The 6,000-nt window shown below is 66.2% G+C and carries 4 protein-coding genes; 1 reads left to right on the top strand and 3 read right to left on the bottom strand.

Going from position 1 to position 6,000, the window contains the following annotated elements; all coding sequences use genetic code 11:
* Nucleotides 1-607 precede the first annotated feature (607 nt).
* The 3 genes from V5A38_RS07130 to V5A38_RS07120 all read right to left on the bottom strand — a co-directional run bounded on the left by V5A38_RS07130 (nucleotide 608) and on the right by V5A38_RS07120 (nucleotide 3,979).
* Nucleotides 608-2,125: a carboxypeptidase M32 gene (locus tag V5A38_RS07130; RefSeq protein ID WP_332325064.1), complete on the bottom strand. Its 1,518-nt coding sequence runs from the start codon at nucleotides 2,123-2,125 to the stop codon at nucleotides 608-610.
* 106 nt (nucleotides 2,126-2,231) lie between these two features.
* Nucleotides 2,232-3,197: an LLM class flavin-dependent oxidoreductase gene (locus tag V5A38_RS07125; RefSeq protein WP_332325063.1), complete on the bottom strand. Its 966-nt coding sequence runs from the start codon at nucleotides 3,195-3,197 to the stop codon at nucleotides 2,232-2,234.
* Nucleotides 3,194-3,979 carry an SDR family NAD(P)-dependent oxidoreductase gene (locus V5A38_RS07120; RefSeq protein ID WP_332325062.1) on the bottom strand — a complete coding sequence of 262 codons (786 nt, stop codon included), beginning with the start codon at nucleotides 3,977-3,979 and terminating at the stop codon, nucleotides 3,194-3,196. Before V5A38_RS07120 ends, V5A38_RS07125 begins: the two co-directional genes overlap by 4 nt.
* A 145-nt stretch (nucleotides 3,980-4,124) precedes the next feature.
* On the opposite strand from V5A38_RS07120, the gene V5A38_RS07115 reads away from it, so the two are divergent.
* Nucleotides 4,125-5,918: a M28 family peptidase gene (locus V5A38_RS07115; RefSeq protein WP_332325061.1), complete on the top strand. Its 1,794-nt coding sequence runs from the start codon at nucleotides 4,125-4,127 to the stop codon at nucleotides 5,916-5,918.
* Nucleotides 5,919-6,000: the final 82 nt, after the last annotated feature.

Raw genomic sequence — 6,000 nt, 5'->3', positions numbered from 1 at the left:
GCTTACTTTGTCGGGGTTCCCGGACCAGGCAGCCCTTTCATACTGATTACTGTGAGTCTGTCCCGCCGTGACCGTCCGTGTCGGTGATGGGAGCCCCTGACCCGGCGGCGTTCGACACCGTCGATGACACTATTCGCAGTAATCACTATCAGTCCACCCACCGCACCGTTGGCCGGCGACGCAGCGCCGGCCAGCATCAGGGCCCCGTCCCCCCCGGCTCGCGATGACTGCGAGCGCCCGCTGCCACCCGCAACGCCACGGCGGTGGCGCAAAACACTCGCGACGTGATGCCGCGCACACGAGGCTTTCGGGGCGGTAGGCGGTGCGGTCCAATTGGCCAAGCTTCGAGATGCTGTTGCTGTTCGCTGTCGTTGCGGTGGATGCCTACAAAACCATCGCCGATCCACCGCTGAACCATCAATTAGCGGTTCGAGGGGCGTAGCGAGTCCCAGCCACGGCGATCCCGGAGGAATCGCCAGCAGCCGGGCGGCGACGCCGTCAGGCAACTCCGAGAGCACGAGAAGCGGTCCAGTGTTTTCGAACTCGTCTGCAGAACCGAGCACACCCAAAGGAAACTGAGACGAGTCATCACTCCGTTCGAATCACTCTACAGGTCGTACAGCTCCCCGTACTTCTCGGTCGCGTAGTCGAGGAAGTACTCCGCCGTCAGCTCCTCGCCGGTCGCAGCGACGACGAGCTCGTCGGTCTCGTAGCGCTTCCCGTTGCTGTGGACGTTCTCGCCCATCCACTCGCGCAGGTCGTCGAAGCGCTGGGCCGCCACGAGTTCCTCGACGGACTCGCCGAACTCCTCCTCCAGCGCGTTCGTCAGCTGCGCGGCGAACATCGTCCCAAGCGTGTAGCCCTGGAAACTGCCGATGCGGCCGATGCTCCAGTGGATATCCTGCAGGACGCCCTCGGTATCCGACTCCGGGCGGATGCCGAGATACTGTTCGTACTTGTCGTTCCACACCTGCGGCACGTCCGCGACGTCGAGGGTGCCGTTGACCAGTGCACGCTCGATCTCGAAGCGCACCAGCACGTGGAGGTGGTAGGTCACTTCGTCAGCCTCGACGCGGGTGAAGTTCTCCTCGAAGACCTGGTTCGACGCCTCGTAGGCCTCCCGCGGCGAGAGCTCCGAGAGCCGGGGGAACTGGTCGGTCACTGTCGGGAGGAACTGCTCCCAGAACGCCTCCGTGCGGCCCACGTGGTTCTCCCAGAAGCGGCTCTGGGACTCGTGAATCCCGTGGCTGCGTGATTGCCCAAGCGGACCGGGGAACGCGTCCTCGTCGAGCCCGTGTTCGTAGGAGGCGTGGCCGTACTCGTGGAGCGAACTGGAGAGTCCGCCGACGATGGAGTCCTCGTGGAACCGCGTCGTGATGCGCATATCGTAGCGGTTGCCGTACGAGAACGGGTGCGTGGAGGTATCGAGCCGGGCCCGGTCCCAGGGACAGCCGACGAAGGAGAGCGCGTCCTCCGAGAGCGCCATCTGGGCCTCCTCGTCGTAGGGGCCGTAGTCCGCAAACGCATCACTAAGCGCCACGTCGCTCGCGCGAATGTCCTCGATAAGCGGCACCAGCCTCTCCTTCAGATCGTCGAACACTGCCTCGACGTCCTCCACGTCGAGATACGGCTCGTACTCGCCGAGGATCACGTCGAACGGCTCGCGGTCCGGGTCGATATGCTCGGCCTGCTCACGGGTGAGCTCCACCAGCTCCTCAAGATACGGCGCGAACGTTTCGTACGTGTCGTTCGCACGGGCCTCCTCCCAGGCGTCGTTGGCCTCGGAGATGACGCCGTTGCGCTTCTCGGCCAGCGAGCGCGGCACCGCTGATTTCCGCCGGTGCTCCCGCCTGACCTCCCGGACGACGGCCGACTCCTCCGCACTCAGGTCGGCATCCTCGACGGCGTCGAGCCACGAGGCCACGTCGTCGCCGACGAATGCCTCGTGCTGGAGCGAGGAGATGAGGCCGCGCTGCATCGACCGGCCGGGCGTCCCCCCGCTGGGCATCATCACCTGCTGGTCCCAGAATAGGAGGTTGTCGATGGTTTCGAGGCCGCCCACGCGCTCGGCCCGCTCGTGGAGCCGCTCGTACGCTTCATCCGGTTCCGGCGCTGTATCCGACATGCACAGATGGTTGAGCCGGCGGGCGAAAAGGATTCGCGTAGCGCCGATGGTGGCCGGTATCGGGGGGACCGTCGGCGACGCCGTTGGCCCGAGACTACTGAACGCGTTACTGGAACGCCGGCAGTACCTCCTCGGCGAACAGCTCCGGACCCTCGCCCTGGGGGAAGTCGACGAACTCGACGACACACTCGTCGAAGCCGATCTCCTCGTAGCGCGCGAGCGTCTCGCGCACCTGTTCGGGCGTCCCGATGAGGTTCAGATACTCGCCATCCTCGATATCGGCCTCGTCGTCCTTCGGTTCGAACCGCGGCACCTTCTCGAGCAGCGTGTCGACCTCCGCCTCGGTCTCCCGGATGATACAGCGCGCGAACCAGGATTTCTCGATCGCGTCGTAGTCGGTATCGTACGTCTCGCAGTGCGCTTCGAGCACGTCGAGTTTGTGCGACATCACGTGCGGCGGCCCCCAGTAGTTCCACGAACTGGCGTGTTTGGCGGCGATACGGAGCGTGAACTCCTCGCCGCCGCCGCCGACCATGATCGGCGGGCGTGGGTCCTGTCGAGGGTGGGGTTTGCAGACGGCACCCTCGAGCGTGTTGTAGTCGCCGTCGAAATCCACCTCGTCCTCCGTCCAGAGCCGGTCGAGCAGGACGATGGCCTCCTCCATCTCCCGCAGTCGTCTGGGAGCGTCGGGCCAGTCGTAGCCGTAGGCTCTCGCCTCGTCGTCCTTCCAGCCGGCGCCCATCCCGAGTTTCAACCGGCCGTCGCTGACGTTGTCGATCGTGGCGGCGGCTTTCGCCAGCATCGGCGGATGGCGCAGATGGTTGTTGATCGTCTTGGGGTAGAGATACACATCGTTCGTCACCGCTGCGAGCGCCGAGATGGTGGTGAGACACTCCGTCGTCGCGCCGTCACCCGTCATGAGGTGGTCCGGAACGGCAACGCCGTCGAACCCCAGCCGCTCGAGGAGTTTCGCGTAGTCGCGCTGTTTCTCCCAGGTCGCCTCGTCGGTGAACGCCAGCGTGGAGTACTCACTCGCGCCCGCACTGGTCGGCAGGTTGACGGCGAACTTCATGGCTCGCCGTCACCCATCAGGAACTCCTGGGTCGGCATCAGCGCCGAACCGCCGTCGACGGTGACCGTCGAGCCGGTCATGTAGGAGGCGTCCTCGCCACAGAGGAAGGCGACGACGCTCGCCACTTCCTCGGGCTGGCCGCTGCGCTGCATCGGCGTCAGTGCGTGCATCTTCGCCATCCCTTCCTCGTCCCAGAGCCCCTCGCCCTCGTCGCCAGCCTCACCGAGCGTGGTGTCGATGAGCCCCGGAACCACCGTATTCACCCGGACGTGCGGGCTGAGCTGTTTGGCCACGCCCTTGGTCAGGCCGAGTACGCCCGCCTTCGAGGCGGAGTAGTGGACGCCGCCACTGACACTCCCGCTGACGCCAGCGCCGCTGGAGATGTTGACGATGGCGCCGGCCTCCCGGTCGTACATCCGTGGGCCCACCGCGCGACAGACGTTGTACTGCCCGGTGAGGTTCGTCTCCATCAGACTGTCCCAGTCCTCGCGCTCCAGTTCATCCAGCCAGACGGGCTCCGAGTAGCCGGCGTTGTTGACGGCGGCGATGATGTTCGCTTCGGACTCGATGTCCTCGACCACTTCCGCCACTCGGTCGGTGTCGCCGACGTCACAGACGTAGCCCATGCCGCCGTCGAGTTCGTCGGCAACGGTTTCGACGCCTGGGTCGATATCCAGACAGGCGACCCGGTCGTAGCGCTCCGCCTCGGCCAGCGTCGTCGCGATTGCAAGACCGATACCTCGTGCGGCACCAGTCACCAGCGCAGCTGTTGGTTCCTCCATGCGCTCTCGCGGTGCGCAGCAGGCATGTAGCTTGGGTAGGTCTCCGTCGGTTGCCCCTATCACGCCGCTACTGGACGCACCATCCCCGTCCCGAGCCCTGCCGCAAGGACCACGCCTATTGGGACCGCCTCACAATACGCAGAGAATGCTCGACAGTATCGACAGACAGCTCGAGGAACGGCTCATCGAGAAGATCGACCCCGACCGGATGCGCGACCACATCGACCGGTTCGAGGGCACGGTCAGGGAATCAGGTACCGACGACGAGTGGGAGGCCAGCGAGTACGTCGTCGAGACGCTTTCGTCCTACGGCGTCGACGCCACGCTCCACGAGTACGAGGGGCTCATCAGCATCCCCGAATCCGCATCTGTAACGGTGACGACGCCGACCCGCCGCGAGATCGACGAGGCGATCACCACCTCGTTCTCGGCGAGCACCGCCCCCACAGGGCGCCACGCCGCACTGGTTCACCTGCCTGAGATAACCGAGGAGGCCGTCGCCACGGCCGACGTCGACGGGAAGTTCGTCTACACGACCGGACTGCCGACGCCGGAGCCGATCGGCCTGCTCGAGGACGCGGGCGCCGTGGGCGCGGTGTTCGGCTCCGTCAACGAGTCACAGCTCCACGAGATGATCGTCACCCCCATCTGGGGGACGCCGGACACCGACACAGCGACGGAGATTCCCGACCTCCCGGTCGTAGAGGTATCCCACGACGAGGGCGCGTGGCTGCAGGACCGCCTCACTGAGGGACCGGTCGAACTGAGCGTAACGACTGAGGTCACCACCGAACTGATGACGCTGCCCTGTCCAGTCGGGGAGATCGAGGGCGAGAGCGACCGCTTCTTCCTCATCGGCAACCACGTCGACTCCTGGCACGAGGGCATCACGGACAACGCCACGGCGATGGCCGCGACGCTGGAGCTCGCGCGCGTACTCGCGACACACGACGAGGAGCTGGCCCGCGGCGTGCGCTTTGGCTTCTGGTCAGCCCACTCCACGGGCCGCTACGCCGGCAGCGCGTGGTACGCCGACGAGCACTGGAACGACCTGCGGGAGAACGGCATCGGCTATCTCCACCTCGACCTGAACGGGCTCCGGGGCGCCGAGGAGCTGTGGTACCAGCACACCCCGGAACTCGGCGACGAACACGTCGACGCGCTCTCCGTTCCGGACCTGCGACTCCCTCCGGACGCACGCGCTGACGACGGGGACGACGCCGACGCGGACGAGGAGGGCGGCGACGGCAATTTCCTCGGCGACGACCACCGCCCTGGCCGCAACTCCGACCAGTCGTTCTGGGGCACCGGGATGTCCTCACTGCTCTCGGGCGCGCGACTCACCGCTGGAACTGACGAGGGTGGCCCGGTGGGCGGCGGCTGGTGGTGGCACACCCCCGAGGACACCGCCGACAAGGTGGATTACGAGGTGCTGACCGAGGAGATGAAGCTCTATCTCGCGCTCTGTGGTCGAATCTGTGGCTCGTCGACGCTGCCCCACGACTACGCCGCCACTGTCGACGATATCCTCGACGCACTCGGGGAGATCGAAGCCGAAGCCGACGGGGCCGTGTCGTTCGACGACATCCGTGCCGAGGCCAAAGCGCTCGGTGAGACGCTCGAGGCGGTCAACGAGGTCATCGACGGCGCCGGCGACGCCGACAGCGAGCTCCACGAGGCCGCTGAGGACCTGCAGGTCGAACTCGGGAACGTCCTCGTGCCGACGGAGTACAAACTCGAGAGCGATTACGAGCACGACCCGGCCCTCCCGCAAGGCCGGCTTCCCTACCTGCAGGGTGTGAGCGAACTGTCCGAGGCGACTGGCCGGCGACGACGGTTCCTCGAAACGGACCTTCAGCGCGGCCGCTCGAAGCTCCGCCACGGGCTTTCGCGGGCGCAGGCGGCCGCTGACGAGTTCCTCACGGAGCACCGGAACTAAGCTGGCGGCTCGAGCCGACCAGCGTTCTTCTCGCCGTATGGCGTGACCCGACTGGCGCTCCTCGCTGGACTCCTCTGCAGAA

It is taken from the genome of Halolamina sp., assembly GCF_036626355.1.
In the GTDB taxonomy this organism is placed as follows: Archaea; Halobacteriota; Halobacteria; order Halobacteriales; family Haloferacaceae; genus Halolamina.
This window is presented reverse-complemented; position numbering and strand designations above follow the sequence as displayed.

Coding starts and splice junctions, on each gene's coding strand:
- V5A38_RS07130 (WP_332325064.1), bottom strand. CDS start 2,125: ATGTCGGATACAGCGCCGGAACCGGATGAAGCGTACGAGCGGCTCCAC.
- V5A38_RS07125 (WP_332325063.1), bottom strand. CDS start 3,197: ATGAAGTTCGCCGTCAACCTGCCGACCAGTGCGGGCGCGAGTGAGTAC.
- V5A38_RS07120 (WP_332325062.1), bottom strand. CDS start 3,979: ATGGAGGAACCAACAGCTGCGCTGGTGACTGGTGCCGCACGAGGTATC.
- V5A38_RS07115 (WP_332325061.1), top strand. CDS start 4,125: ATGCTCGACAGTATCGACAGACAGCTCGAGGAACGGCTCATCGAGAAG.